Origin of the sequence: Chromobacterium phragmitis (assembly GCF_003325475.1) — a bacterium.
In the GTDB taxonomy this organism is placed as follows: domain Bacteria; phylum Pseudomonadota; class Gammaproteobacteria; order Burkholderiales; family Chromobacteriaceae; genus Chromobacterium; species Chromobacterium phragmitis.
On record NZ_CP029495.1, the window covers coordinates 2,190,674 to 2,213,328 of the forward strand.

The 22,655-nt window shown below is 59.7% G+C and carries 23 protein-coding genes and 2 tRNA genes; all 25 read left to right on the forward strand.

The window, feature by feature from the left end:
- Positions 1-38 precede the first annotated feature (38 nt).
- Positions 39-1,229 carry an elongation factor Tu gene (tuf, locus tag DK842_RS10365; protein WP_114061405.1) on the forward strand — a complete coding sequence of 397 codons (1,191 nt, stop codon included), beginning with the start codon at positions 39-41 and terminating at the stop codon, positions 1,227-1,229.
- Between the two features lie 7 nt (positions 1,230-1,236).
- Positions 1,237-1,312, forward strand: a tRNA-Trp gene (locus DK842_RS10370).
- Between the two features lie 65 nt (positions 1,313-1,377).
- A complete protein-coding gene (gene secE, locus DK842_RS10375) occupies positions 1,378-1,734 on the forward strand; it encodes a preprotein translocase subunit SecE (RefSeq protein ID WP_114061406.1) in 357 nt (118 codons plus the stop codon).
- Complete coding sequence (gene nusG, locus DK842_RS10380; RefSeq protein WP_011137745.1) at positions 1,734-2,267, forward strand: transcription termination/antitermination protein NusG; 534 nt, start codon at positions 1,734-1,736, stop codon at positions 2,265-2,267. Before secE ends, nusG begins: the two co-directional genes overlap by 1 nt.
- Before the next feature lie 100 nt (positions 2,268-2,367).
- Positions 2,368-2,799, forward strand: a complete 432-nt coding sequence (rplK, locus tag DK842_RS10385) for a 50S ribosomal protein L11 (RefSeq protein ID WP_021479134.1) — start codon at positions 2,368-2,370, stop codon at positions 2,797-2,799.
- 1 nt (position 2,800) lies between these two features.
- The gene (gene rplA, locus DK842_RS10390; protein WP_114061407.1) at positions 2,801-3,496 is read left to right on the forward strand and encodes a 50S ribosomal protein L1; all 696 of its coding nucleotides are present in this window, start codon (positions 2,801-2,803) and stop codon (positions 3,494-3,496) included.
- 177 nt (positions 3,497-3,673) lie between these two features.
- Positions 3,674-3,748 (forward strand) — tRNA-Thr (locus DK842_RS10395).
- Between the two features lie 86 nt (positions 3,749-3,834).
- Positions 3,835-4,329, forward strand: coding sequence for a 50S ribosomal protein L10 (rplJ, locus tag DK842_RS10400; RefSeq protein ID WP_114061408.1), 495 nt, complete (start codon positions 3,835-3,837; stop codon positions 4,327-4,329).
- Positions 4,330-4,365: 36 nt separating this feature from the next.
- The gene (gene rplL / locus DK842_RS10405) at positions 4,366-4,737 is read left to right on the forward strand and encodes a 50S ribosomal protein L7/L12 (protein WP_114061409.1); all 372 of its coding nucleotides are present in this window, start codon (positions 4,366-4,368) and stop codon (positions 4,735-4,737) included.
- Positions 4,738-4,891: 154 nt separating this feature from the next.
- A complete protein-coding gene (rpoB, locus tag DK842_RS10410; RefSeq protein WP_114061410.1) occupies positions 4,892-9,067 on the forward strand; it encodes a DNA-directed RNA polymerase subunit beta in 4,176 nt (1,391 codons plus the stop codon).
- A gap of 57 nt (positions 9,068-9,124) precedes the next feature.
- Positions 9,125-13,315 carry a DNA-directed RNA polymerase subunit beta' gene (gene rpoC, locus DK842_RS10415; protein WP_114061411.1) on the forward strand — a complete coding sequence of 1,397 codons (4,191 nt, stop codon included), beginning with the start codon at positions 9,125-9,127 and terminating at the stop codon, positions 13,313-13,315.
- A 164-nt stretch (positions 13,316-13,479) separates the two neighbouring features.
- The gene (rpsL, locus tag DK842_RS10420) at positions 13,480-13,851 is read left to right on the forward strand and encodes a 30S ribosomal protein S12 (RefSeq protein WP_011137738.1); all 372 of its coding nucleotides are present in this window, start codon (positions 13,480-13,482) and stop codon (positions 13,849-13,851) included.
- A 111-nt stretch (positions 13,852-13,962) separates the two neighbouring features.
- Entirely contained in the window at positions 13,963-14,433 is a 471-nt protein-coding gene (gene rpsG / locus DK842_RS10425) for a 30S ribosomal protein S7 (RefSeq protein WP_011137737.1), read from the forward strand.
- A gap of 27 nt (positions 14,434-14,460) precedes the next feature.
- The gene (fusA, locus tag DK842_RS10430) at positions 14,461-16,557 is read left to right on the forward strand and encodes an elongation factor G (RefSeq protein WP_114061412.1); all 2,097 of its coding nucleotides are present in this window, start codon (positions 14,461-14,463) and stop codon (positions 16,555-16,557) included.
- A gap of 82 nt (positions 16,558-16,639) precedes the next feature.
- Positions 16,640-17,830, forward strand: coding sequence for an elongation factor Tu (gene tuf, locus DK842_RS10435; protein WP_114061413.1), 1,191 nt, complete (start codon positions 16,640-16,642; stop codon positions 17,828-17,830).
- A gap of 17 nt (positions 17,831-17,847) precedes the next feature.
- On the forward strand, positions 17,848-18,159 hold the full coding sequence (gene rpsJ / locus DK842_RS10440; protein ID WP_011137734.1) for a 30S ribosomal protein S10: 312 nt from the start codon (positions 17,848-17,850) through the stop codon (positions 18,157-18,159).
- 157 nt (positions 18,160-18,316) lie between these two features.
- Complete coding sequence (gene rplC / locus DK842_RS10445; RefSeq protein WP_114061414.1) at positions 18,317-18,961, forward strand: 50S ribosomal protein L3; 645 nt, start codon at positions 18,317-18,319, stop codon at positions 18,959-18,961.
- Positions 18,961-19,581, forward strand: coding sequence for a 50S ribosomal protein L4 (gene rplD, locus DK842_RS10450; RefSeq protein WP_114061415.1), 621 nt, complete (start codon positions 18,961-18,963; stop codon positions 19,579-19,581). Before rplC ends, rplD begins: the two co-directional genes overlap by 1 nt.
- On the forward strand, positions 19,578-19,886 hold the full coding sequence (rplW, locus tag DK842_RS10455) for a 50S ribosomal protein L23 (protein WP_114061416.1): 309 nt from the start codon (positions 19,578-19,580) through the stop codon (positions 19,884-19,886). Before rplD ends, rplW begins: the two co-directional genes overlap by 4 nt.
- Positions 19,887-19,897: 11 nt before the next feature.
- Entirely contained in the window at positions 19,898-20,731 is an 834-nt protein-coding gene (gene rplB, locus DK842_RS10460; RefSeq protein ID WP_114061417.1) for a 50S ribosomal protein L2, read from the forward strand.
- 6 nt (positions 20,732-20,737) lie between these two features.
- Positions 20,738-21,016, forward strand: coding sequence for a 30S ribosomal protein S19 (gene rpsS, locus DK842_RS10465; RefSeq protein ID WP_011137729.1), 279 nt, complete (start codon positions 20,738-20,740; stop codon positions 21,014-21,016).
- Positions 21,017-21,025: 9 nt separating this feature from the next.
- Positions 21,026-21,355: a 50S ribosomal protein L22 gene (gene rplV, locus DK842_RS10470; protein ID WP_011137728.1), complete on the forward strand. Its 330-nt coding sequence runs from the start codon at positions 21,026-21,028 to the stop codon at positions 21,353-21,355.
- 10 nt (positions 21,356-21,365) lie between these two features.
- Positions 21,366-22,067 carry a 30S ribosomal protein S3 gene (gene rpsC / locus DK842_RS10475; protein WP_114061418.1) on the forward strand — a complete coding sequence of 234 codons (702 nt, stop codon included), beginning with the start codon at positions 21,366-21,368 and terminating at the stop codon, positions 22,065-22,067.
- Entirely contained in the window at positions 22,051-22,467 is a 417-nt protein-coding gene (gene rplP / locus DK842_RS10480) for a 50S ribosomal protein L16 (protein WP_011137726.1), read from the forward strand. The genes rpsC and rplP overlap by 17 nt, the downstream gene beginning before the upstream one ends.
- Positions 22,467-22,655, forward strand: coding sequence for a 50S ribosomal protein L29 (gene rpmC, locus DK842_RS10485; protein WP_011137725.1), 189 nt, complete (start codon positions 22,467-22,469; stop codon positions 22,653-22,655). Before rplP ends, rpmC begins: the two co-directional genes overlap by 1 nt.

Consider the following 22,655-nt stretch of genomic DNA (forward strand, 5'->3'; position numbering starts at 1 on the left):
CCAATTTATTTGCTTGTTTCGTATTCAGGAAATTTGCCATGGCTAAGGAAAAGTTCGAGCGGACCAAACCGCACGTAAACGTCGGCACCATCGGTCACGTGGACCATGGTAAAACCACTCTGACCGCTGCTATCACCACCATTCTGTCCAAGAAGTTCGGTGGCGAAGCCAAGGACTACTCCCAGATCGACAGCGCGCCGGAAGAAAAGGCTCGCGGTATCACCATCAATACCGCGCACGTTGAATACGAAACCGAATCCCGCCACTACGCCCACGTAGACTGCCCGGGCCACGCTGACTATGTGAAGAACATGATCACCGGCGCGGCTCAGATGGACGGCGCGATCCTGGTTTGCTCGGCCGCTGACGGCCCGATGCCGCAAACCCGCGAACACATCCTGCTGTCCCGCCAGGTTGGCGTGCCGTACATCATCGTCTACCTGAACAAGGCTGACCTGGTTGACGACGCCGAGCTGCTGGAACTGGTGGAAATGGAAGTGCGCGATCTGCTGTCTTCCTACGACTTCCCGGGCGACGACACTCCGATCGTGACCGGCTCTGCTCGTCTGGCGCTGGAAGGCGACCAGTCCGAAATGGGCGAACCGTCCATCTTCCGTCTGGCCGACGCTCTGGACTCCTACATCCCGACTCCGGAACGCGCCATCGACAAGCCGTTCCTGCTGCCGATCGAAGACGTGTTCTCGATCTCCGGCCGCGGCACCGTGGTGACCGGTCGCGTTGAGCGCGGCATCGTCAAGGTCGGCGAAGAGCTGGAAATCGTGGGTCTGAAAGACACCGTGAAGACCACCTGCACCGGCGTGGAAATGTTCCGCAAGCTGCTGGACCAAGGTCAGGCTGGCGACAACGTTGGCGTGCTGCTGCGCGGCACCAAGCGTGAAGACGTGGAGCGCGGCCAGGTTCTGGCCAAGCCGGGTTCGATCACCCCGCACACTGATTTCTCTGCTTCGGTTTACGTGCTATCCAAGGATGAAGGTGGTCGTCACACTCCGTTCTTCGCGAACTACCGTCCGCAGTTCTACTTCCGCACCACCGACGTGACCGGCGCGATCACGCTGGCTGAAGGTGTGGAAATGGTAATGCCGGGCGATAACGTGGAAATCACCGTTGCCCTGATCGCTCCGATCGCCATGGAAGAAGGTCTGCGCTTCGCTATCCGCGAAGGTGGCCGTACCGTTGGTGCCGGCGTGGTTGCTAAGATCATCAAGTAAGGTTTAAAGGCCAGTAGCTCAATTGGTAGAGTATCGGTCTCCAAAACCGAGGGTTGGGGGTTCGAGACCCTCCTGGCCTGCCAATTAAGACCAGCCGGCGCGATGCGCCGGTTGGTCTTTTGTCGCATGTGTGCGAGAGAAAATCGACATGGAAATGCAAGATAAGATCAAGTTGTTCCTGGCTGGTCTTGTGGTGGTCGCCGGCATTGTCGGCTTCTACCTGATCCCGGATGGCCAGGGCCTGTTGCGCGCGCTGGCGTTTGCCGCCTCCATCGTGCTGGCTGCCGGCGTGGTGTGGACCTCCGCCCCGGGTAAGGGTTTGGTCGTGTATGCGAACGAGTCCATGGTCGAGGCCCGCAAGGTGGTATGGCCGACGCGCAAGGAGGCGACCCAGGTGACGCTGATGGTGTTTGTATTTGTCACCGTCCTGGCGCTCTTCATGTGGCTGGTGGATTCCAGCTTGTCCTGGTTGTTTTACGATGTGATTCTCGGTCGAGGTAGATAATGGCAAAGCGCTGGTATGTGGTACACGCTTACTCTGGTTTTGAGAAGAGCGTGCAAAAAGCGCTGCGTGAACGTATCGAGCGTTCCGACATCGCAGACCAATTTGGTCAGATTCTGGTGCCGGTGGAAGAGGTCGTGGATGTCAAGAACGGCCGCAAGTCCATCACCGAGCGCAAGTTCTTCCCTGGCTACGTGCTGGTGGAGATGGAGATGACCGACGATACCTGGCACCTGGTGAAAAGCACGCCCAAGGTCACCGGTTTTGTTGGCGGCACGGCCAATCGCCCGGCTCCGATCTCCAAGAAAGAGGTTGAGGCCATCATGCAGCAGATGCAGGAGGGCGTGGAGAAGCCGAAGCCGAAGGTGCTGTTCGAAGTGGGTGAGAAGGTCCGCGTCATCGATGGTCCGTTCAATGACTTCAACGGCAGCGTCGACGAGGTGAACTACGAGCGCAACAAGCTGCGCGTGTCGGTTCAGATCTTCGGTCGCGACACGCCGGTGGAGCTGGAATTCAGCCAGGTGGAAAAGCTGTAAATTTCTGCTTGTCAATGTTGGCGAAGGCGTGTAAAGTGTTGCGCTTTCGTCTGGGAAGCGAAGTGATCTTCGCGTTATACCCATTTTAGGAGTTTTAATCGTGGCAAAGAAAATTGTCGGCTACATCAAGCTGCAAGTCGCCGCTGGCAAAGCCAACCCGTCGCCCCCGATCGGTCCGGCTCTGGGTCAGCGCGGTCTGAACATTATGGAATTCTGCAAGGCGTTCAATGCTCAAACCCAGGGCATGGAACCCGGCATGCCGATTCCGGTTGTGATCACCGCTTACGCGGACAAGTCCTTCACCTTCACCATGAAGACGCCGCCGGCGACCTTCCTGCTGAAGAAGGCTGCCGGCATCAAGTCCGGTTCCGCCAAGGCTCACGTGGACAAGGTTGGCAAGGTAACCCGCGCTCAGCTGGAAGAAATCGCCAAGACCAAGCAAGCGGATTTGACCGCTGCTGATCTGGACGCCGCTGTTCGCACCATCGCCGGCTCTGCCCGTTCGATGGGTCTGGAAGTGGAGGGCGTGTAATATGGCTAAGATCTCCAAGCGCCTGCAAACTCTGAAGGCTACCGTCGATCGCAACAAGCTGTACGCTGTTGATGAAGCTATTGCCCTGGTTAAGGCTGCCGCCACCGCCAAGTTCGACGAGTCGATCGACATCGCCGTGAACCTAGGCGTGGATCCGCGTAAATCCGACCAGGTCGTCCGTGGCGCTGTTGTGCTGCCGCGCGGCACTGGCAAGAGCGTGCGCGTTGCCGTGTTCGCTCAAGGCGCCAACGCTGAAGCCGCCAAGGCTGCCGGCGCTGACGTGGTGGGTTTCGATGATCTGGCCGAGCAAGTCAAGGCCGGCAACCTGAACTTCGACGTCGTGATCGCTTCCCCGGACGCCATGCGCGTTGTGGGTCAGCTGGGCCAAATCCTGGGTCCGCGCGGTCTGATGCCGAACCCGAAGGTTGGCACCGTGACCCCGAACGTCGCCGAAGCCGTGAAGAACGCCAAGGCGGGTCAGGTTCAATACCGTACCGACAAGGCGGGTATCATTCACGCCACCATCGGCCGCGCTTCGTTCGAAGTTGAAGCTCTGCGCGAAAACTTCTCCGCTCTGGTGGATGCCCTGGTGAAAGCCAAGCCGGCAGCCTCCAAGGGCGTGTATCTGAAAAAGATCGCCGTTTCCAGCACCATGGGCGTCGGCGCTCGAGTAGATACCGCTACCGTCAGCGCCTAATCGCTGCCGGAGCATGACGGGCGGCGAAAGCCGCCTCGTCGAAGGCTTTGGGCTGGCGGGCTTGCCCGCCGGATTGTCAAAGACCGTAGGTGCCGCAAGGCTTAATCGCAAAACTGTCGCAAGACGATCGAGCATCCTACGCAGATGGTGTACCCGAAACAGGCTTCTTAAGTTCAAGCTCATGTAGCTCAGGGGTAGAGCACTCCCTTGGTAAGGGAGAGGTCGGCGGTTCAATTCCGCCCATGAGCACCAGTTCTTTTTGATGTCTCCTGATACAGGTCGCCGCTGCAAAGCGAGACGAAAATCCTTTCGTCTCATTTCAGTCTAGGAGGTAGACCTTGAGTCTCAATATCGAAGATAAAAAGGCGGTCGTAGCTGAAGTTGCTGCTCAACTGGCAGAAGCTCAGACCCTCGTTATCGCTGAATATCGGGGCATCGAGGTTAGCAGCATGACCAAACTCCGCGCTCAGGCGCGCGAGAGCGGCGTTTACTTGCGCGTTCTGAAGAACACGCTGGTGCGTCGCGCCGTGGAAGGCACTCCGTTCGCCGGCCTGGCTGACCAAATGGTCGGTCCGCTGGTTTACGCCGTTTCCGCCGACCCGGTTGCTGCTGCCAAGGTGCTGCATCAATTTGCCAAGGCTGACGACAAAATCATCGTCAAGGCAGGTTCCTACGATGGTCAGGTGCTGAACGCCGCTCAGGTTGCTGAGCTCGCGTCCATCCCGAGCCGCGAAGAACTGCTGTCCAAGCTTCTCTACGTTATGCAGGCTCCGGTCGCTGGCTTCGCCCGCGCGCTGGCTGCATTGGCCGAGAAGCAAGCCGAAGCCGCTTAACTTATTTGATTCTTATAGAATTCAGGAGATTTTCACATGGCAATCACCAAAGAAGACATCCTCGAGGCCGTTGCTGGTCTGACCGTGATGGAACTGAACGACCTGGTTAAGGCGTTCGAAGAGAAGTTCGGCGTTTCCGCCGCTGCTGTCGCTGTTGCTGGCCCGGCTGGCGCTGGCGCTGCCGCTGCTGAAGAAAAGACCGAGTTCGACGTCGTCCTGACCGGCGCCGGCGACAACAAGGTTGGCGTGATCAAGGTTGTCCGCGCTATAACCGGCCTGGGTCTGAAGGAAGCCAAGGACCTGGTCGACGGCGCTCCGAAGAACGTGAAGGAAGCCGTGTCCAAGGCTGAAGCCGATGACATCGCTAAGCAACTGATCGAAGCCGGTGCCAAGGCTGAAGTCAAATAATCTTCTTTGAAAAAAGAAGGTGAGGCTGGCGGAGAAATCCGCCAGCCTTATTGCGCTTGTAGTTGGCGGAAGCGAAGAAAGTAAAAGCCAGCAATATACTAGGCGTGGCTGCTGACTTTTGGTTTCTTGCGCCACCCACCTCGATGGAGACTCTATGAGTTATTCGTTTACTGAGAAGAAGCGTATTCGTAAGAGCTTTGCGAAACGTGCCAGTGTTCTCGACGTCCCCTTCCTGTTGGCGACCCAGATTGATTCCTACACCGAATTTCTCCAGCTGGGAACGCCGCTGGATGAGCGCAAGGATGTGGGTCTTCAGGCTGCGTTCAAGTCGATCTTTCCGATCGTCAGCCATAACGGCTATGCCAAATTGGACTTTGCTCATTACGTCTTGGGCGAGCCTCCGTTCGATGTGCAGGAATGTCAGTTGCGCGGCATCACCTTTGCCGCCCCGCTGCGCGCGCGCATTCGGCTGACCATTTTCGACAAAGAGTCTTCCAAGCCGGTAGTGAAGGAAGTGCGTGAGAACGAAGTGTACATGGGCGAAATCCCGCTCATGACCGCGAACGGCTCCTTCATCATCAACGGCACCGAACGCGTCATCGTCTCCCAGCTGCACCGCTCCCCGGGCGTGTTCTTCGAGCACGACCGCGGCAAGACGCACTCGTCCGGCAAACTGCTGTTCTCCGCTCGCGTGATTCCTTACCGCGGCTCCTGGCTGGACTTCGAGTTCGATCCGAAGGACCTGCTGTACTTCCGTATCGACCGTCGCCGCAAGATGCCGGTGACCATCCTGCTGAAGGCGCTGGGTTACAGCAACGAAGAAATCCTGTCCGAGTTCTACAGCTTCGACACCTTCTATCTGACCAAGTCCGGCGTGTTCATGCGCGTGGTTCCGGATCGTCTGAAGGGCGAAGTGGCCAAGTTCGACATCGTGGCCGCCGACGGCAAGCTGATTGTCGCCAAGGACAAGCGCATCACCGCCAAGCACATCCGCGACATCCAGACTGCCGAGCTGGACCGCATCGAAGTGCCGGCCGACGCGCTGCTGGGCAAGATGCTGGCGCACAACGTAGTGAATCAGAACACCGGCGAAGTGCTGGCGCGCGCCAACGAAGAAGTGACCGAAGAAATCCTGGCCAAGCTGGCGCTGGCCGAGGTGGAGCAGGTCGAGGTGCTGTTCACCAACGATCTGGACCAGGGCGCTTACATCTCGCAGACCCTGCGCACCGACGACATCCAGGATCAGACCCAGGCTCGCGTCGCGATCTACCGCATGATGCGTCCGGGCGAACCGCCGACCGAAGACGCGGTGGAAGCGCTGTTCCAGCGCCTGTTCTTCAGCGAGGAAACCTACGATCTGTCGCGCGTGGGCCGCATGAAGTTCAGCTCCCGCACCTATCAGTACAAGTTCGACGACAAGACTCCCGAATGGTTCAAGGAACTGATCGGCGAGAAATTCGCGCCGCGCCGCGACGTGATGGACGGCACGCTGGCGACCGAGGACATCGTGTCCGTGATCGCCATCCTGACCGAGCTGCGCAACGGCCGCGGCGAAGTGGACGACATCGATCACCTGGGCAACCGCCGCGTGCGTTCGGTGGGCGAACTGGCCGAGAACCAGTTCCGCGCCGGCCTCGTCCGCGTCGAGCGCGCGGTCAAGGAGCGCCTGAATCAGGCCGAGTCCGACAACCTGATGCCGCATGATCTGATCAATGCCAAGCCGGTGTCCGCCGCGATCAAGGAATTCTTCGGTTCCTCGCAGCTGTCCCAGTTCATGGACCAGACCAACCCGCTGTCGGAAATCACCCACAAGCGCCGCGTATCGGCTCTTGGCCCGGGCGGTCTGACCCGCGAGCGCGCCGGCTTCGAAGTGCGCGACGTGCACCCGACCCACTACGGCCGCGTGTGCCCGATCGAAACGCCTGAAGGTCCGAACATCGGCCTGATCAACTCGTTGTCCGTGTTCGCGCGCACCAACGAGTTCGGTTTCCTGGAAACGCCGTACCGCAAGGTGGTGGACAGCAAGGTCACCAACGAGATCGACTATCTGTCGGCGATCGAGGAAGGCCGCTACGTGATCGCTCAGGCCAACGCCGAGCTGAGCAAGGACGGCACGCTGATCGACGAGCTGGTGACCTGCCGCGAGAAGGGCGAAACCATTCTGGCGACCCCGGACCGCGTGCAGTACATGGACGTGGCCACCGGCCAGGTGGTGTCCGTGGCCGCCTCGCTGATTCCGTTCCTGGAGCACGATGACGCCAACCGCGCATTGATGGGCGCCAACATGCAACGCCAGGCCGTGCCGTGCCTGCGTCCGGAAAAAGCCTTCGTCGGCACCGGCATCGAACGCTCGGTGGCAGTCGACTCCGGCACCACCGTGGTCGCCCGTCGCGGCGGCGTGGTGGACTATGTCGACGCCGGCCGCGTGGTGGTCCGCGTGAACGATGAAGAAGCGACCGCTGGCGAAGTGGGCGTGGACATCTACAACCTGACCAAGTTCACCCGTTCCAACCAGAACACCAACATCAACCAGCGTCCGATCGTGAAAGTGGGCGACCACATCGCGCGCGGCGACGTGGTGGCCGACGGCGCCTCCACCGACCTGGGCGAATTGGCGCTGGGTCAGAACATGACCATCGCCTTCATGCCGTGGAACGGTTACAACTACGAAGATTCGATCCTGATCTCGGAGAAGCTGGTCGCCGAAGACCGCTACACCTCGATCCACATCGAAGAGCTGTCCGTGGTTGCCCGCGACACCAAGCTGGGACCGGAAGAAATCACCCGCGACATCCCGAACCTGTCCGAACGCATGGCGGGCCGTCTGGATGAGTCCGGCATCGTCTACATCGGCGCGGAAGTCGAAGCCGGCGATGTGCTGGTGGGCAAGGTGACGCCGAAGGGCGAAACCCAGCTGACGCCGGAAGAGAAGCTGTTGCGCGCGATCTTCGGCGAAAAGGCCTCCGACGTGAAGGATACCTCGCTGCGCGTGCCGACCGGCACCGTGGGCACGGTGATCGACGTGCAGGTGTTCACCCGCGAAGGCATCGAGCGTGACAAGCGCGCCCAGTCCATCATCGACGCCGAACTGAAGCGCTACCGCCTGGACCTGAACGACCAGCTGCGTATTTTCGACAACGACGCCTTCAGCCGTATCGAGCGTCTGATTGTCGGCAAGGCAGCCAACGGCGGTCCGAAGCGCCTGGCCAAGGGCACCGTGATCGACCAGGAATACCTGAGCGGCTTGCCGACCAAGCACGACTGGTTCGACATCCGCATGGCTGACGAAGACATCGCCAAGCAGCTGGAGCTGATCAAGGAAAGCCTGGCGCAGAAGCGCGAAGAATTCGATCTCAAGTTCGAAGACAAGAAGCGCAAGCTGACCCAGGGCGACGAGCTGCCGCCTGGCGTGCAGAAGATGGTCAAGGTTTACCTGGCCGTGAAGCGCCGCCTGCAGGCCGGCGACAAGATGGCGGGCCGCCACGGCAACAAGGGTGTGGTCTCCCGCATCCTGCCGGTGGAAGACATGCCGTACATGGGCGACGGCCGTCCGGTCGACATCGTGCTGAACCCGCTGGGCGTACCGTCGCGTATGAACATCGGCCAGATTCTGGAGGTGCACCTGGGCTGGGCCGCCAAGGGGATCGGCGAACGCATCGACCGCATGATCAAGGATCAGCAGTCGGCGGCCGAGATCCGCGGCTACCTGGAGCGCATCTATAACGAAACCGGCAAGGCGGAAGAAATCGCCGGCCTGAGCGACGAAGAAGTGGTGCAGCTGGCTCGCAATCTGAGCAAGGGCATGACTTTCGCGACGCCGGTATTCGACGGCGCGAAGGAGGCCGAGATCAAGCACATGCTGGATCTGGCGTATCCGGACGGCGACGAGCTGACCGACAAGATGGGCTTCAACGAGTCCAAGACCCAGATGGTCCTGCATGATGGCCGCTCCGGCGAAGCCTTCGACCGCAAGGTCACCGTGGGCGTGATGCACTACCTGAAGCTGCATCACTTGGTCGACGACAAGATGCACGCCCGTTCCACCGGCCCGTACTCGCTGGTGACCCAGCAGCCGCTGGGCGGCAAGGCGCAGTTCGGCGGCCAGCGTTTCGGTGAGATGGAAGTGTGGGCGCTGGAGGCTTACGGCGCCGCTTACACCCTGCAGGAAATGCTGACGGTGAAGTCGGACGATGTGACCGGCCGTACCAAGGTCTACGAGAACATCGTCAAGGGCGAGCACAAGATCGACGCCGGCATGCCGGAATCCTTCAATGTATTGGTGAAGGAAATCCGCTCGCTGGGCCTCGACATGGACCTGGAACGTTATTGATTGGGTAATAGGGCGCGGCGGTAAGTCGCCGCGCCTGTCCCCTGAACTGGAGACGCAATGAAAGCTTTGCTCGATCTCTTTAAGCAAGTTACGCAAGAAGAAGAGTTTGATGCGATCAAGATCGGCATCGCCTCGCCTGACAAGATCCGTTCCTGGTCTTATGGCGAAGTCAAGAAGCCGGAAACGATCAACTACCGCACCTTCAAGCCGGAGCGCGACGGCCTGTTCTGCGCGCGCATCTTCGGACCGGTCAAGGATTACGAGTGCTTGTGCGGCAAGTACAAGCGCCTGAAGCATCGCGGCGTGATCTGCGAGAAGTGCGGCGTGGAAGTGACGCTGTCCAAGGTGCGCCGCGAGCGCATGGGCCACATCGAGCTGGCCAGCCCGACCGCGCACATCTGGTTCCTGAAGTCGCTGCCGTCGCGTCTGGGCATGGTGCTGGACATGACGCTGCGCGACATCGAGCGCGTGCTGTACTTCGAAGCGTTCGTCGTGACCGATCCGGGCATGACCCCGCTGCAATACCGCCAGCTGTTGACCGAAGAGGACTTCCTGGACAAGGAAGACCAGTACGGTGAAGAATTCGTCGCCATGATGGGCGCCGAGGCGGTCAAGGAGCTGCTGAAAAAGCTGGACCTGGACAGCGAGATCGAAACCCTGCGCCGCGAGCTGGAAGCCACCAACTCCGACACCAAGATCAAGAAGATCGCCAAGCGCCTGAAGGTGCTGGAGGCGTTCCAGCGTTCCGGCATGAAGCCGGAGTGGATGATCCTGGAAGTGCTGCCGGTGCTGCCGCCGGAGCTGCGTCCGCTGGTGCCGCTGGACGGCGGCCGCTTCGCGACCTCCGACCTGAACGACCTGTACCGCCGCGTCATCAACCGGAACAACCGTCTGAAGCGCCTGCTGGAGCTGCGCGCACCGGACATCATCGTGCGCAACGAAAAGCGTATGCTGCAGGAATCGGTTGACTCGCTGCTGGACAACGGCCGTCGCGGCAAGGCGATGACCGGCGCCAACAAGCGTCCGCTGAAGTCGCTGGCCGACATGATCAAGGGCAAGGGCGGTCGTTTCCGTCAGAACTTGCTGGGTAAGCGCGTCGACTACTCCGGTCGTTCCGTGATCACCGTGGGCCCGACCCTGCGTCTGCATCAGTGCGGCCTGCCGAAGAAGATGGCGCTGGAATTGTTCAAGCCTTTCATCTTCCACAAGCTGGAAGTGATGGGCCTGGCCTCCACCATCAAGGCGGCCAAGAAGCTGGTCGAGCAGGAAGTGCCGGAAGTGTGGGACATCCTGGAAGACGTGATCCGCGAGCATCCGGTGCTGCTGAACCGCGCGCCGACCCTGCACCGTCTGGGCATCCAGGCGTTTGAGCCGGTGCTGATCGAAGGCAAGGCCATCCAGCTGCACCCGCTGGTTTGCGCGGCGTTCAACGCCGACTTCGACGGTGACCAGATGGCCGTTCACGTGCCGCTGTCGCTGGAAGCGCAGATGGAAGCGCGCACCCTGATGCTGGCCACCAACAACGTGCTGTCCCCGGCCAACGGCGAACCGATCATCGTGCCGTCGCAGGATATCGTGTTGGGTCTGTACTACATGACCCGCGACAAGGTAAACGGCAAGGGCGAAGGCATGGTGTTCGCGGACACTAAGGAAGTGCATCGCGCTTACGAAACCCGTCAGGTCGAACTGGCTACCCGCATCACCGTCCGCCTGCGCGAGTGGGAAAAGGACGAACAGGGCGAGTTCCAGCCGGTGATCAAGCGTTACAACACCACCGTTGGCCGCGCGATCCTGTCTGACATCCTGCCGAAGGGCCTGCCGTTCGAGCACATCAACAAGGCGCTGAAGAAGAAGGAAATCTCGAAACTGATCAACGTTTCGTTCCGTCGTTGCGGCATCCGCGACACGGTGATCTTCGCCGACCAGCTGATGTACACCGGTTTCGCCTACTCCACCCGCGGCGGCATCTCGATTTGCGTGGACGACATGCAAATCCCGGCCAAGAAGGTCGAGCTGCTGGGCGAGGCGAACAAGGAAGTCAAGGAAATCGAGGAACAGTACCGTCAAGGTCTGGTGACCCAGGGCGAACGCTACAACAAGGTAGTGGACATCTGGGGCCGCACCGGCGACAAGATCGCCAAGGCCATGATGGACGAGCTGTCCAAGCAGAAGGTGCTGGACCGCGAAGGCAAGGAAGTGGACCAAGAGTCCTTCAACTCCATTTACATGATGGCCGACTCGGGCGCGCGGGGTTCCGCAGCCCAGATCAAGCAGCTGGCCGGCATGCGGGGTCTGATGGCGAAGCCGGACGGCTCGATTATCGAAACGCCGATTACCGCCAACTTCCGCGAAGGCCTGACCGTACTGCAGTACTTCATCTCCACTCACGGCGCGCGTAAGGGTCTGGCGGATACCGCCTTGAAGACCGCGAACTCCGGTTACCTGACGCGTCGTCTGGTCGACGTGACCCAGGATCTGGTGGTGGTGGAAGACAACTGCGGCACGACCAACGGCTTCACCATGAAGGCCGTGCTGCAAGGCGGCGACGTGATCGAAGCGCTGCGCGACCGCATCCTCGGCCGCGTGACCGCGGTTGACGTGGTGGATCCGTCCACCGGCGAAACCGTGATTGAAGCCGCCACGCTGCTGGACGAGCAGATGGTCGACCTGATCGACAGCCTCGGCATCGACGAAGTCAAGGTTCGCACCGCCATCACTTGCGACACGCGCTACGGTTTGTGCGCCAAGTGCTACGGCCGCGATCTGGCGCGCGGCAAGCAAGTGAACGCCGGCGAAGCCGTGGGCGTGATCGCCGCTCAGTCGATCGGCGAACCGGGCACCCAGCTGACCATGCGTACCTTCCACATCGGTGGCGCGGCGTCTCGAAACGCGGCCGCCAGCCAGGTGGAAGGCAAGTCGAACGGCACCGTCCGCTTCTCCAGCCAGATGCGCTATGTGGCGAACACCAAGGGCGAGCTGATCGTCATCACCCGCTCCGGCGAAGTGGTGATCCACGACGACATGGGCCGCGAGCGCGAGCGCCACAAGGTGCCGTACGGCGCGACCCTGATGGTGACCGACGGCCTGCAGATCAAGGCCGGCACGGTTCTGGCCACCTGGGACCCGCACACTCGTCCGATCATCACCGAGTACGCTGGCCGCGTGAAGTTCGAGAACGTGGAAGAAGGCAACACCGTAGCCAAGCAGACCGACGAAGTGACCGGCCTGTCCACGCTGGTGGTCATCGATCCGAAGCGCCGCGCCGGTTCGCAGTCCAAGATGCTGCGCCCGTTGGTGAAGCTGCTGGACGACAACGGCAACGAAGTGAAGCTGGCCGGTTCCGACGCGTCGGTGTCGATCACCTTCCAGGTGGGTGCCATCATCACCGTGCGCGATGGTCAGGACGTGGGCAAGGGCGAAGTGCTGGCCCGCATCCCGCAAGAATCGTCCAAGACCCGCGACATTACCGGTGGTCTGCCGCGCGTGGCCGAGCTGTTCGAAGCCCGTTCGCCGAAGGATGCCGGCATGCTGGCCGAGGTGACCGGCACCGTTTCGTTCGGCAAGGACACCAAGGGCAAGCAGCGCCTGATCATCACCGACCTGGAAGGCAACGGTTACGAAAACCTGATCCCGAAGGACAAGCACGTGCTGGTTCACGACGGCCAGGTGGTGAACCGCGGCGAATCCATCGTCGACGGTCCGGTCGATCCGCACGACATCCTGCGTCTGCAGGGCATCGAGGCGCTGGCTCGCTACATCGTTCAGGAAGTGCAGGAAGTGTACCGACTGCAGGGCGTGAAGATTAACGACAAGCACATCGAGGTGATCATTCGCCAGATGCTGCGTCGCGTCGTGATCTCCGACAGCGGCGACACCGAGTTCATCCAGGGCGAGCAGGTGGAACGCGCCGACGTGCTGGAAATGAACGACAAGATGATGGCCGAGGACAAGGAATGCGCGCAGTACGAAAACGTGCTGCTGGGCATCACCAAGGCCTCGCTGTCGACCGACTCGTTCATCTCCGCGGCTTCCTTCCAGGAAACCACGCGCGTGCTGACCGAAGCGGCCATCATGGGCAAGAAGGACGACTTGCGCGGTTTGAAGGAAAACGTGATCGTCGGCCGTCTGATTCCGGCCGGCACCGGTCTCGCCTACCATCGCACCCGCCGTCGCCAGAACCTGGGTCTGGACGCCGCCGAGTCGCAGCTGTTCGATCCGGCTCCGGCCGCGCTGGAAAGCGACGACTAACACCGGCCTAGCGGCCTAGTGTTGAAAAAACGCTGCTCCATCAACGGTTAACGTTGGCGGGGCGGCGTTTTTTATTTGACGCTGGGGCGTTGACTAAAATATAATCCTCCGTCCTTTCTGGAGGCGTGTTGCTTCCGGGAAGCTTCAACTAGGAACTGATAGTAATGCCAACCATTAACCAACTCGTTCGCAAGGGCCGCGTCGCCATCACGGCGAAGAGCAAGGTGCCTGCGCTGGAAGCCTGCCCGCAGAAGCGTGGCGTGTGCACCCGTGTTTACACCACCACTCCGAAGAAGCCGAACTCGGCTCTGCGTAAAGTGTGCAAGGTGCGTCTGACCAACGGTTTCGAAGTGATTTCGTACATCGGCGGTGAAGGCCACAACCTGCAGGAACACTCCGTGGTGCTGATCCGCGGCGGTCGTGTGAAGGACTTGCCGGGTGTGCGTTACCACACCGTGCGCGGTTCCCTGGACACCGCAGGCGTGAAAGATCGTAAGCAAGCTCGCTCCAAATACGGCGCCAAGCGTCCCAAGTAATTGGTACGCACTCGAGGCGGCCTGATCAACACTCAGGGTCGTCTAGTAAGTGACTGCTCCATTGGGTAGTCATGAGCAAGTTGAGCTCAACTGAATATTTAAGGAAGTAACATGCCACGTCGCAGAGAAGTCCCCAAGCGTGAAATTCTGCCGGATCCGAAGTTCGGTTCCCAGGATCTGTCCAAATTCATGAACGTTGTCATGATCGACGGCAAGAAGTCTGTTGCCGAACGCATCATCTACGGCGCTCTGGAGCAGATCGAAAAGAAAACCGGTAAGAACGCTATCGAAGTGTTCAATACCGCACTGTCCAACGCCAAGCCGGTGGTGGAAGTGAAAAGCCGCCGTGTAGGCGGTGCAAACTATCAAGTTCCTGTTGAAGTCCGCCCGTCCCGTCGTATGGCTCTGGCCATGCGCTGGCTGCGCGACGCCGCTCGCAAGCGCGGCGAGAAGTCCATGGACCTGCGCCTGGCTGGTGAATTGATCGACGCGGCCGAAGGCCGTGGCGGCGCTATGAAGAAGCGTGACGAAGTGCACCGCATGGCAGAAGCCAACAAGGCCTTCTCGCACTTCCGTTTCTAAGCTTTACCAATTATTAAGGTGTAAGCCGTGGCAAGGAAAACCCCCATTGAGCGTTACCGTAACATCGGTATTTCCGCTCACATCGACGCCGGTAAGACGACGACTACCGAGCGTATTCTGTTTTACACCGGTGTAAACCACAAAATCGGTGAAGTGCATGATGGCGCCGCCACCATGGACTGGATGGAGCAGGAACAGGAGCGTGGCATCACCATCACCTCCGCTGCGACCACTACCTTCTGGAAAGGTATGGCCATGCAGTTCCCGGAGCACCGCTTCAACATCATCGATACCCCGGGACACGTGGACTTCACCATCGAGGTGGAGCGTTCCATGCGTGTTCTGGACGGCGCCGTGATGGTGTACTGCGCCGTGGGCGGCGTGCAGCCGCAGTCTGAAACCGTTTGGCGTCAGGCTAACAAGTACAAGGTTCCGCGCATCGCGTTCGTGAACAAGATGGACCGTCAAGGCGCCAACTTCTTCCGCGCGGTCGAGCAAGTGAAGACCCGCCTGCGCGGCAATCCGGTGCCCATCGTGGTGCCGATCGGCGCCGAAGACGGCTTCACCGGCGTGGTCGATCTGCTGAAGATGAAGGCCATCATTTGGGACGAAGCCTCGCAGGGCATGAAGTTCGAATATGGCGACATCCCGGCCGATCTGGTTTCCGTGGCCGAAGAGTGGCGCGAGAAGATGGTCGAAGCCGCTGCCGAAGTCAGCGACGAGATGATGGACAAGTACCTGGGCGGCGAAGCGCTGTCCGAGGAAGAAATCATCGCCGGCCTGCGCGAGCGTACCCTGAAGTGCGAAATCCAGCCGATGCTGTGCGGTTCCGCGTTCAAGAACAAGGGCGTGCAGCGCATGCTGGACGCCGTGATTGAGCTGCTGCCGTCGCCGACCGAAGTTCCGTCCATCAAGGGCGAAACCGACGGCGTGGAAGCCGAGCGTCACGCTTCCGACGACGAGCCGTTCTCGGCTTTGGCGTTCAAGCTGATGAACGACCCGTACGTGGGCCAGCTGACCTTCTTCCGCGTCTACTCCGGCGTGGTGAAGTCCGGCGACACCGTGCTGAACTCGGTCAAGGGCAAGAAGGAACGCATCGGCCGTATCGTGCAGATGCACGCCAACGACCGTAAGGAAATCGAAGAAGTGCGCGCCGGCGACATCGCCGCCGCCATCGGCCTGAAGGAAGTCACCACTGGTGAAACCCTGTGCGCCGTTGACGCGGAAATCATTCTGGAGCGCATGGAATTCCCGGATCCGGTGATCCACGTTGCCGTTGAGCCGAAGACCAAGGCCGACCAGGAAAAGATGGGCGTGGCCCTGAACCGCCTGGCCAAGGAAGATCCGTCGTTCCGCGTGCGCACCGACGAAGAGTCCGGCCAGACCATCATTTCCGGCATGGGCGAACTGCACCTGGAAATTCTGGTTGACCGCATGAAGCGCGAATTCGGCGTTGAAGCCAACGTCGGCGCGCCGCAAGTGGCCTACCGCGAAACCATCACCAAGACCGTTACCGACGTGGAAGGCAAGCACGTCAAGCAGTCCGGTGGTAAGGGTCAGTACGGTCACGCCGTGATCACGCTGGAACCGTCCGGCGAAGGCAACGGCTACAAGTTCGTCGACGAGATCAAGGGCGGCGTGATTCCGCGCGAATTCATCCCGTCGGTTGACAAGGGTATTCAAAACACCCTGGGCAACGGTATCCTCGCCGGCTTCCCGGTGGTGGACGTGACCGTGCGCCTGACCTTCGGTTCCTACCACGACGTCGACTCCTCGCAGATCGCGTTCGAACTGGCGGGCTCGCTGGCCTTCAAGGAAGCCATGCGCCGCGCCGGTCCGTGCATTCTCGAGCCGATGATGGCCGTGGAAGTGGAGACGCCGGAAGAGTACATGGGTGACGTGATGGGTGACCTGAACCGTCGCCGCGGCATGGTCCAAGGCATGGACGATGACGGTCTGGGTGGCAAGAAGATCAAGGCCGAAGTTCCGCTGGCCGAGATGTTCGGCTACTCCACCGACCTGCGTTCGGCTACTCAGGGTCGTGCGACCTACTCCATGGAGTTCAAGCACTACTCCGAGGCTCCGAAGCACGTCGCCGAAGCTGTAATGGCTGCTAAGAAGTAATGCGCGCTGTGGCTGGCCTGGGTCATAACAGAAAGCCCGGCCGGCCCTGATCTAATGTTCTTTAATTAAGGAATTTTGCAAAATGGCAAAAGAAAAGTTTGAGCGGACCAAGCCGCACGTAAACGTAGGCACCATCGGTCACGTGGACCACGGTAAGACCACCTTGACCGCCGCTATCACCACCATTCTGTCCAAGAAGTTCGGTGGCGAAGCCAAGGACTACTCCCAGATCGACAGCGCGCCGGAAGAAAAGGCTCGCGGTATCACCATCAATACCGCGCACGTTGAATACGAAACCGAATCCCGCCACTACGCCCACGTAGACTGCCCGGGCCACGCTGACTATGTGAAAAACATGATCACCGGCGCGGCTCAGATGGATGGCGCGATCCTGGTTTGCTCGGCCGCTGACGGCCCGATGCCGCAAACCCGCGAACACATCCTGCTGTCCCGCCAGGTTGGCGTGCCGTACATCATCGTCTACCTGAACAAGGCTGACCTGGTTGACGACGCCGAGCTGCTGGAACTGGTGGAAATGGAAGTGCGCGATCTGCTGTCTTCCTACGACTTCCCGGGCGACGACACTCCGATCGTGACCGGCTCCGCTCGTCTGGCGCTGGAAGGCGACCAGTCCGAAATGGGCGAACCGTCCATCTTCCGTCTGGCTGATGCTCTGGACTCCTACATCCCGACTCCGGAACGCGCCATCGACAAGCCGTTCCTGCTGCCGATCGAAGACGTGTTCTCGATCTCCGGCCGCGGCACCGTGGTGACCGGTCGCGTTGAGCGCGGCATCGTCAAGGTCGGCGAAGAGCTGGAAATCGTGGGTCTGAAAGACACCGTGAAGACCACCTGCACTGGCGTGGAAATGTTCCGCAAGCTGCTGGACCAAGGTCAGGCCGGCGACAACGTTGGCGTGCTGCTGCGCGGCACCAAGCGTGAAGACGTGGAGCGCGGCCAGGTTCTGGCCAAGCCGGGTTCGATCACTCCGCACACCAAGTTCGAAGCGTCGGTGTACGTGCTGTCCAAAGACGAAGGCGGCCGTCACACTCCGTTCTTCGCGAACTACCGTCCGCAGTTCTACTTCCGCACCACCGACGTGACCGGCGCGATCACGCTGGCCGAAGGCGTGGAAATGGTAATGCCGGGCGACAACGTGGAAATCAAGGTTGAGCTGATCGCTCCGATCGCCATGGAAGAAGGTCTGCGCTTCGCTATCCGCGAAGGCGGCCGTACCGTTGGCGCCGGCGTGGTTGCCAAGATTCTCGCTTAATCGGACCGGAGATTTTCATGTCTAGCCAAAAAATCCGCATCCGCCTGAAAGCGTTCGATTACAACCTGATCGATCGTTCCGCCCAGGAAATCGTTGAAACCGCCAAGCGCACCGGCGCCGTTGTCAAAGGCCCGGTTCCGCTGCCGACCAAGATCGAGCGTTTCAACGTTCTGCGTTCCCCGCACGTGAACAAGACTTCCCGCGACCAGCTGGAAATCCGCACTCACCTGCGTCTGATGGACATCGTAGACCCGACCGACAAGACAGTTGATGCTCTGATGAAGCTCGACCTGCCGGCCGGTGTGGATGTGGAAATCAAGCTGCAATAATCGCCGAACAGGAGAGGATTGCACGCTAAGTGCTTGCGATTCTTGAATTTTCTGTGATACATTAGCGGACTCGCCATTTTGGCGAGTCCGTTTTTGTTTTTCTGTCGTGTTTTTTATGCCGGTCAATCGTAATCGGCGCCTGCAAAAGGAAATAAACATGAGTTTAGGTCTTGTCGGTCGCAAAGTCGGCATGACCCGCATTTTTGCCGAAGATGGCGCATCCATCCCGGTAACTGTGCTGGACATGTCCGCTAACCGCGTCACGCAAATCAAAACTGCCGAAACCGACGGCTACACCGCCGTCCAAGTAACCTTCGGTTCCAAAAAGGCTAGCCGCGTAGTCAAGGCTGCCGCTGGTCACTTCGCCAAGGCTGGCGTAGAAGCTGGTGAAGGCCTGGTCGAGTTCGCTCTGACCGCCGAAAACCTGGCCAACTACAAGGCTGGCGACGCAATCGCCGTTGAGATCTTCACTGTTGGCCAGCTGGTTGATGTAACCGGCACGTCCAAGGGTAAGGGCTTCTCCGGTGTGATCAAGCGTCACAACTTCTCCTCCAACCGTGCTTCCCATGGTAACTCGCGTTCGCACAATACGCCGGGTTCCATCGGTCAGGCTCAAGATCCGGGCCGCGTTTTCCCGGGCAAGCGCATGGCCGGTCAGTACGGTAACGTGAAGAGCACTGTACAGTGCCTCGAGATCGTTCGTGTCGACGCGGAACGTCAACTGATCCTGGTTAAGGGCGCAGTCCCGGGTGCCAAGAACGGTCAAGTTGTCGTGCGTCCCAGCGTGAAGGCGGGTGCGTAATGGAATTGAACGTAATCAATACCCAAGGCAAGGCTGTTGGCAGCCTGCAAGTGTCCGAATCTCTGTTCGGCCGCGAATACAACGAAGCTCTGGTTCACCAAGTCGTGACTGCGTTCCTGGCGAACGCTCGCAGCGGCAACCGTGCCCAGCTGACTCGTGCCGAAGTGAAGCACTCGACCAAGAAGCCGTTCCGTCAGAAGGGCACTGGTAACGCTCGTGCCGGTATGACCTCCACCCCGAACCGTCGTGGCGGTGGCCGTGCCTTCCCGAACAAGCCGGACGAGAACTTCACTCAGAAGGTTAACCGCAAGATGTTCCGCGCTGGCATGGCAGCTATCCTGTCTCAGCTGGTGCGCGACGAGCGTCTGATCGTGGTTGACGAGCTGTCCATCAACAGCCCGAAGACCAAGGAATTCGTTGGCGCGGTTCAGCCCATGGGTCTGGAGCAAGCCCTGTTCATCACGGGTGAACTGAGCGAAAACCTCTATCTCTCTTCGCGTAACCTGCCGAACGTGCTGGTTATCGAAGCTCAGCAAGCTGATCCGTACAGCCTGCTTCGCTTCAAGAAGACCGTGATCACCCGCGACGCCGTGAAGCAACTGGAGGAGCAGTGGGCATGAACCAAGAACGTCTGTTGCAAGTAATCCTTGCTCCGATCGTTTCCGAGAAGAGCACCATGATTGCTGAGAAAAATCAGCAAGTGGCGTTCCGCGTTGCCAAAGACGCGACCAAGCCGGAAATCAAGGCTGCCGTCGAAATGCTGTTCAATGTAAAAGTTGATGGCGTTTCCACTGTGAACGTCAAGGGCAAGGTTAAGCGTTTCGGCCGCAGCACGGGTCGTCGCAGTGACTGGAAAAAGGCCTACGTTAGCCTGGTCGAGGGCCAAGAACTGGACCTGACCGCTACCCCGGCCGCGGCGGAGTAAGGAGATAGAGCATGCCTATCGTTAAGGTAAAACCGACTTCCGCGGGTCGTCGTGCAGTCGTCAAGGTGGTAAGCCCGGACCTGCATAAAGGCGCTCCGCACGCTGCCCTGGTAGAGAAGAAAAACTCCACCGGCGGTCGCAATCACAATGGCCACATCACCACGCGTCACCGCGGCGGTGGTCACAAGAAGCACTACCGTCTGATCGACTTCCGTCGCAACAAGGATGGCATCCCGGCGAAAGTGGAACGCATCGAATACGATCCGAACCGCACCGCCCATATCGCCCTGTTGTGCTACGCCGATGGCGAGCGTCGCTACATCATCGCCCCGCGTGGCGTGAAGGTTGGCGCCGTGCTGTTGTCCGGCTCCGAGGCTCCGATCAAGGCCGGTAACGCTCTGCCGATCCGCAACATCCCGGTGGGTACCACTATCCACTGCGTGGAAATGCAACCCGGCAAGGGCGCTCAGATGGTTCGTTCCGCTGGCGCTTCTGCAATGCTGCTGGCTCGCGAAGGCGTGTACGCTCAACTGCGTCTGCGCTCTGGCGAGATCCGCCTGGTGCACGTCGATTGCCGTGCGACCGTTGGCGAAGTGGGTAACGAAGAGCACTCCCTGCGCAAGCTGGGCAAGGCTGGCGCGACCCGTTGGCGCGGCATCCGTCCGACCGTTCGCGGTACGGCGATGAACCCGATCGATCACCCGCACGGTGGTGGTGAAGGCCGCACTGGCGAAGGCCGCGTACCGGTTAGCCCGTGGGGCACTCCGGCCAAGGGCTTCCGTACCCGTCGCAACAAGCGTACCGACAACATGATCGTACGCCGTCGCTATTCCACCAAAGGGTAATTGACAATGGCACGTTCGCAGAAAAAAGGCCCGTTCGTTGATCTGCACCTCCTGAAGAAGGTGGATGCGGTGCGGGCAACCAGCGACAAGCGTCCGATCAAGACCTGGTCGCGTCGTTCGACCATCCTGCCGGACTTTATTGGTCTGACCATCGCTGTGCACAACGGTCGCACTCACGTTCCGGTCTATGTTTCCGAAAACATGGTCGGCCACAAACTGGGTGAATTCTCTCTGACTCGTACCTTCAAAGGCCATGCTGCCGACAAGAAGGCGAAGAAGAAGTAAGGTGAAGCGATGAGAGTATCTGCAAATCTGAAAAGTGTTCGCCTGTCGGCTCAAAAGTGCCGCCTGGTAGCGGACCTGGTTCGCGGCAAGTCCGTCGATCAGGCGCTGAATATCCTGGCCTTCTCCCCGAAAAAGGGTGCGGTCATCATCAAGAAAGTGCTGGAATCTGCCATCGCTAACGCCGAGCACAACGAAGGCGCTGACATCGACACCCTGCGTGTCACCAGCATCTTTGTTGACAAGGGCGCTAGTCTGAAGCGTTTCACTGCCCGTGCTAAGGGTCGTGGCAATCGCATCGAAAAGCAGACCTGCCACATTTCCTTGACCGTTGGCAATTAAGGGGTAAGAAATGGGTCAGAAGATTCATCCGACGGGATTCCGTCTTGCCGTTAACAAAAACTGGTCTTCCAAGTGGTTCGCGTCCTCGCAGAACTTCCCGGAAATGCTGAAGCAGGATATCGAAGTTCGCGAATTCCTGAAGAAGCGTCTGGGTCATGCTTCGGTTGGCCGCGTAACCATCGAGCGTCCGGCCAAGTCCGCCCGCATCACCATTCACAGCGCCCGTCCGGGCGTCGTGATCGGCAAGAAGGGCGAGGACATCGAGATCCTGAAGCAGGAGCTGCAAAAGCGCCTGGGCGTGCCGGTTCACGTGAACATCGAAGAAGTTCGCAAGCCGGAGCTGGATGCGCAAATCATCGCCGACGGCATCGCTTCCCAGCTGGAGAAGCGCGTGATGTTCCGCCGCGCCATGAAGCGCGCCATGCAGAACGCCATGCGTCTGGGTGCCGAAGGCATCAAGATCATGTCGTCCGGCCGTCTGAACGGTATCGACATCGCTCGTAGCGAGTGGTACCGCGAAGGCCGCGTGCCGCTGCATACCCTGCGCGCCGACGTGGACTACGCTACCTCCGAAGCCAAGACCACCTACGGTATCATCGGCATCAAGGTATGGGTGTACAAAGGCGAGCTGAAGCCGGGCCAAGTTGTAGCCGCTCCGGCAGCTCCCGAGAAGAAAATGAGAAAGGGTGCCCGCAATGCTGCAGCCAACTAGACTCAAGTACCGTAAACAGCACAAAGGCCGTAACACCGGTATCGCCACTCGTGGCAACAAGGTGAGCTTTGGTGATTTCGGTCTGAAGGCTATTGGTCGTGGTCGTCTGACCGCGCGTCAGATCGAAGCTGCGCGTCGTGCGATGACCCGTCACATCAAGCGTGGCGGCCGCATCTGGATCCGTATCTTCCCGGACAAGCCGATCACCTCCAAGCCTGCCGAAGTCCGTATGGGCGGGGGTAAGGGCTCTCCGGAGTACTATGTGGCTGAGATTCAGCCTGGCAAGATGCTGTACGAAATGGATGGCGTATCCGAGGAACTCGCTCGCGAAGCTTTCCGTCTGGCCGCAGCTAAGCTGCCGATCGCCACTGTGTTCGTAACCAAACAGGTAGGTCAGTAATGAAAGCGTCCGAACTGAAAGCCAAAACTGTTGACGAGCTGAAGGCGGAACTGCTGAGCCTGCTGAAGGCCCAGTTTGCGCTGCGCATGCAGCACGCTACTCAGCAACTCGCCAAGACCTCTGAACTGAAGAAAGTGCGTCGCGACATCGCTCGCGTGCGTACCGTTCTGAAAGAAAAGGCAGTTTAA

Coding starts and splice junctions, on each gene's coding strand:
- tuf (WP_114061413.1), top strand. CDS start 16,640: ATGGCAAAAGAAAAGTTTGAGCGGACCAAGCCGCACGTAAACGTAGGC.
- rpsG (WP_011137737.1), top strand. CDS start 13,963: ATGCCACGTCGCAGAGAAGTCCCCAAGCGTGAAATTCTGCCGGATCCG.
- rplB (WP_114061417.1), top strand. CDS start 19,898: ATGCCTATCGTTAAGGTAAAACCGACTTCCGCGGGTCGTCGTGCAGTC.
- rpsS (WP_011137729.1), top strand. CDS start 20,738: ATGGCACGTTCGCAGAAAAAAGGCCCGTTCGTTGATCTGCACCTCCTG.
- rpsC (WP_114061418.1), top strand. CDS start 21,366: ATGGGTCAGAAGATTCATCCGACGGGATTCCGTCTTGCCGTTAACAAA.
- rpsJ (WP_011137734.1), top strand. CDS start 17,848: ATGTCTAGCCAAAAAATCCGCATCCGCCTGAAAGCGTTCGATTACAAC.
- rplD (WP_114061415.1), top strand. CDS start 18,961: ATGGAATTGAACGTAATCAATACCCAAGGCAAGGCTGTTGGCAGCCTG.
- rplV (WP_011137728.1), top strand. CDS start 21,026: ATGAGAGTATCTGCAAATCTGAAAAGTGTTCGCCTGTCGGCTCAAAAG.
- rpsL (WP_011137738.1), top strand. CDS start 13,480: ATGCCAACCATTAACCAACTCGTTCGCAAGGGCCGCGTCGCCATCACG.
- rplL (WP_114061409.1), top strand. CDS start 4,366: ATGGCAATCACCAAAGAAGACATCCTCGAGGCCGTTGCTGGTCTGACC.
- secE (WP_114061406.1), top strand. CDS start 1,378: ATGGAAATGCAAGATAAGATCAAGTTGTTCCTGGCTGGTCTTGTGGTG.
- rpmC (WP_011137725.1), top strand. CDS start 22,467: ATGAAAGCGTCCGAACTGAAAGCCAAAACTGTTGACGAGCTGAAGGCG.
- nusG (WP_011137745.1), top strand. CDS start 1,734: ATGGCAAAGCGCTGGTATGTGGTACACGCTTACTCTGGTTTTGAGAAG.
- rplW (WP_114061416.1), top strand. CDS start 19,578: ATGAACCAAGAACGTCTGTTGCAAGTAATCCTTGCTCCGATCGTTTCC.
- rplC (WP_114061414.1), top strand. CDS start 18,317: ATGAGTTTAGGTCTTGTCGGTCGCAAAGTCGGCATGACCCGCATTTTT.
- rpoB (WP_114061410.1), top strand. CDS start 4,892: ATGAGTTATTCGTTTACTGAGAAGAAGCGTATTCGTAAGAGCTTTGCG.
- rplP (WP_011137726.1), top strand. CDS start 22,051: ATGCTGCAGCCAACTAGACTCAAGTACCGTAAACAGCACAAAGGCCGT.
- tuf (WP_114061405.1), top strand. CDS start 39: ATGGCTAAGGAAAAGTTCGAGCGGACCAAACCGCACGTAAACGTCGGC.
- rplA (WP_114061407.1), top strand. CDS start 2,801: ATGGCTAAGATCTCCAAGCGCCTGCAAACTCTGAAGGCTACCGTCGAT.
- rpoC (WP_114061411.1), top strand. CDS start 9,125: ATGAAAGCTTTGCTCGATCTCTTTAAGCAAGTTACGCAAGAAGAAGAG.